This is a genomic window from Intestinimonas sp. UBA1698, assembly GCF_002320075.1.
Taxonomy (GTDB): Bacteria; Bacillota; Clostridia; order Oscillospirales; family Oscillospiraceae; genus Intestinimonas; species Intestinimonas massiliensis.
The window spans coordinates 1-3,273 of record NZ_DCJO01000013.1; the positions used below are offsets into that span (position 1 = coordinate 1).

4 protein-coding genes are annotated in these 3,273 nt (G+C 67.2%); all 4 read left to right on the plus strand.

Annotated features, from left to right (window positions below; all coding sequences use genetic code 11):
* The first annotated feature begins 119 nt into the window (after positions 1-119).
* Genes B3H64_RS02585 through B3H64_RS02600 form a run of 4 tightly spaced genes read left to right on the plus strand, consistent with a single transcriptional unit; the run spans position 120 to position 3,249 of the window.
* Positions 120-839 carry a YczE/YyaS/YitT family protein gene (locus tag B3H64_RS02585; protein ID WP_238073495.1) on the plus strand — a complete coding sequence of 240 codons (720 nt, stop codon included), beginning with the start codon at positions 120-122 and terminating at the stop codon, positions 837-839.
* 20 nt (positions 840-859) lie between these two features.
* Complete coding sequence (locus tag B3H64_RS02590; RefSeq protein WP_050617781.1) at positions 860-1,666, plus strand: tetratricopeptide repeat protein; 807 nt, start codon at positions 860-862, stop codon at positions 1,664-1,666.
* Positions 1,663-2,583: a DUF4037 domain-containing protein gene (locus B3H64_RS02595; protein ID WP_050617782.1), complete on the plus strand. Its 921-nt coding sequence runs from the start codon at positions 1,663-1,665 to the stop codon at positions 2,581-2,583. The genes B3H64_RS02590 and B3H64_RS02595 overlap by 4 nt, the downstream gene beginning before the upstream one ends.
* 12 nt (positions 2,584-2,595) lie before the next feature.
* Positions 2,596-3,249: a DUF4125 family protein gene (locus B3H64_RS02600; RefSeq protein WP_050617783.1), complete on the plus strand. Its 654-nt coding sequence runs from the start codon at positions 2,596-2,598 to the stop codon at positions 3,247-3,249.
* The last annotated feature ends 24 nt before the right edge of the window (positions 3,250-3,273 follow it).

Below are 3,273 nucleotides of genomic sequence, written 5' to 3' on the forward strand. Positions count from 1 at the left end.
GGTCATCTCCGGCCAGCTTTTGAAGTAAGGCCCGGAGGAAGACGAAAAGGCGGGAGCGCTTACAGGGCGCTCCCGCCTTTGGTACCATGCACGGCGGTCGAGAGAAAGGAAGAGAAGGAATGAGAAAGAGCACACCGGCACAATGGGGCCTGCGGGTCCTGGTCTATATTTTGGGACTGTTCTGCCTGGCGGTTGGCGTGGCCCTCTCCGTCAACGCCAACCTGGGCATATCCCCGGTGAATTCCCTGCCCTATGTGGTCAGTAAGATTCTGGGGACGGCCATGAGCACCTGCGTCATCGGAATCTTCAGCTTTTATATTCTGCTCCAGATCGTGATTCTGCGGAAGGAGTTCAAGCCCATCCACCTGACCCAGCTCATCTTCTCCACCATTTTCGGCTATTTTGTGGACTTTGCCAAGTGGCTACTGGGGGATTTTTGCCTGCCGGGCTACGGCGGACGGCTGGGGATGCTGTGTATGAGCATCGTGGTGGTAGCCGTCGGCGTGGTGCTGTATATCGACACCGAGCTGGTCCCCATGCCCATGGAAGGTCTGGCTCTGGCTCTGGCAAAAAAGAGCGGAAAGCCTTTTCACAACGTAAAGATCGTGATAGACTGCACGGTAGTGGTCACCGGCCTGGCGCTGTCTCTGGTATGCCTGCGCCGTCTGGACGGTATCCGGGAGGGCACCGTGATCGCCGCCATCGTCACGGGAAAGGTGATTGCGTGGGTGAAAAAGCCCCTGTCCCCCGTGCTCCAGCGGGTCTGCTTCGGCGCCGCCGGCGAGGAGGGCCAGACGGTCCGGGAACTGGAGGAGCTGGAGGGTGCGGGACAGGAATAAGAAGATCTGAGGTGGCTGGGATGGATTATTTCGAACAGGTGGACCTGGCTTATCAGACGCTGAAGGGCCCGGCGCTGGAGCGCCGGCTGCGGGAACTGACGGACCGCTGCCGGGCAGAGTACGGCGAGCGGGGCGCCCTCTACGGCTCCATGCTCAATGAGCTGGGGAGCTACTACCGGGGGCAGGGCCGGTACGAGGCATCGGAGCGGGCCTTCCGGGAAGCGCTGGAGCTGCTGGCGCAAAGCCGCGGTACCGACAGCCCGGACTATGCCACTGCCCTGAACAACCTGGCCGGGACTCACCGGCTGATGGGCCGGCTGAAGGAGGCAGAGCGGGAGTTTGCCGCCTGCCTGACGCTCTACCGCGAGACACTGGGCGAGGGGCACATCCTGTATGCCGCCGGGCTGAACAATCTGAGTCTGGTCTGTCTGGACCGGGGGGAGCTGGAGCGGGCGGCGGAGCTCCAGGGCCGGGCCGCCCGGGTGCTGGAGACGATGCCCGACCGCAGAGACGAGCTGGCCGCCGCCCTGTGCAACCTGGGGGAGCTGCGCCGCAGACAGGGGCGGCCGGAGGAGGCGGAGCGGTGCCTGCTCCGGGCGCTGGAGCTCTTTCAGCGGGAACTGGGTGTGGACACGCCCCACTACCATGCTGCGCTCAATGGCCTGGGCGGCCTCTGCTGCGAGGTAGGCCGCTATGAGGAGGCCTGCCGCTGGTTCCTGGCCGCGGCGGCCGCGGCGGAGAAGCTCTACGGCAGTGAGCACCGGGAGCACCGGGCCGCCCTGGAGCACCTGCGCATGGCCCGCCGGGCGGCGGAGGCTGGGGTATGAAGGGGCTGGAACTGTCCCGACGCTACTGGCGGGAGGTGGGGCGGCCCGCTCTGGAGCGGGACTGCCCCCAGGTGTTGGAGTCGGCCGCGGCGGGTCTGGCGGGCGAGGGCTCGGAGTGCTTCGGCTATGACGACGTCATCTCCCGTGACCACGACTGGGGCCCCGGCTTTTGTCTCTGGCTGGACCGGGAGACGATGGCCCGGTGGGGGCGGGAGGCTGCGGCGGTATACGCCAGGCTTCCCCCGGCGTTTCTGGGCTTTCGCCGCCTGCGGCCTGACCCGATGAGCGCCGGGCGGGTGGGAGTGCTGGAGACCGGCGCCTTCTACCGGCGGTTTTTCGGCTTGGACCGGCCGCCTGAAACGCTGGCGGAGTGGCGGAGCTTGCCGGAGACGGGGCTGGCCGCAGCCACCAACGGCGCGGTATTCGAGGACCAGAGCGGGACGTTCACCGCCTTTCGCCGGGCCCTGCTGGCCTACTACCCGGAGGATCTGCGCCGCAAGAAGCTGGCTGCCCGCTGTGCCCTGGCGGCCCAGTCGGGGCAGTACAATTATGCCCGCTGTCGGAGGCGGGGAGACCGGGTGGCGGCCCTGCTGGCCCTGGCCCAGTTCATTGACCATGCCCAAGCTGCGGTGTTCCTGCTGAACCGCCGTTACCGACCCTATTACAAGTGGGCCCAGCGCGCCCTGGAGGATCTGCCCCTCCTGGGCCGGACGGTGGGCCCGCTCCTGCGCGGGCTGGCAGGGGAACAGGAGGACAAGACCGGGGACATCGAGGCGGTCAGCGCCCTGCTGATCGGGGAACTGGCGCGGCAGGGTCTCTCGGGTGGGAGAGCGGACTTCCTGCTGCCCCATGCCCGGGAGATCCAGGCCGGTATCCGCGACCCGGACCTGCGGGACCTGCACCTGATGGCGGAATAGGAGGGAACGGATATGGACCGGGAGCTGATCCAGCGCCTGGTGGCGCTGGAGTGGGAGTTCTTTCAGGCCACCCGAAACGAGGGCGGCCGCGCCCCGTGCCAGGACGACCGCGAGACCTTTTGGGTCGTGCGCACGGGCCAGGCCATGGGCTGGTCGGAGGAGATGGCGGCCGCCTGGCTGTCCGACCTGGAGGCGGCCCGGACGGCGGGGCGCAATCCGGTGATGGAGAAGTACGCCCGGATGATGGCCTTTACAGCGCCGGAGGCCTATGCCAAGCTGGCCCATTTTCTGCCGCCGGTGGAGCCGGAGATGGAAAAGCTGGCCCGGGCTCTGGCCGACCAGACGGTGGCCTGGGCGGAAGCGGCGGCGCAGCGGTACCCCTATCTCTGCGCCAGCGGACGGCCCATTCGGTCGTCGGCGGACAGCGCTGCGGTCACCTCGCTGGAGACCTACTGCTACGGCGAACTGTTGACCTGCCGTCCGGAGACCCTGCGCCTGTTCCAGCGCTATTACGCGGAAAAGGCACGGCGGGGAGAGAACCTGTACGTGGAGATCCAGGCGCATACCGCCCGCCTGCTGGGGTATGGCTCCCTGGAGGAGGCGGAGCGGACGCTGTTCGCCTCCGCCCGCTCCTGCTGCCACAGCGATCCGATGCAGAGCGGCTGAGACAAACGCAAAGCGAGGACCGGG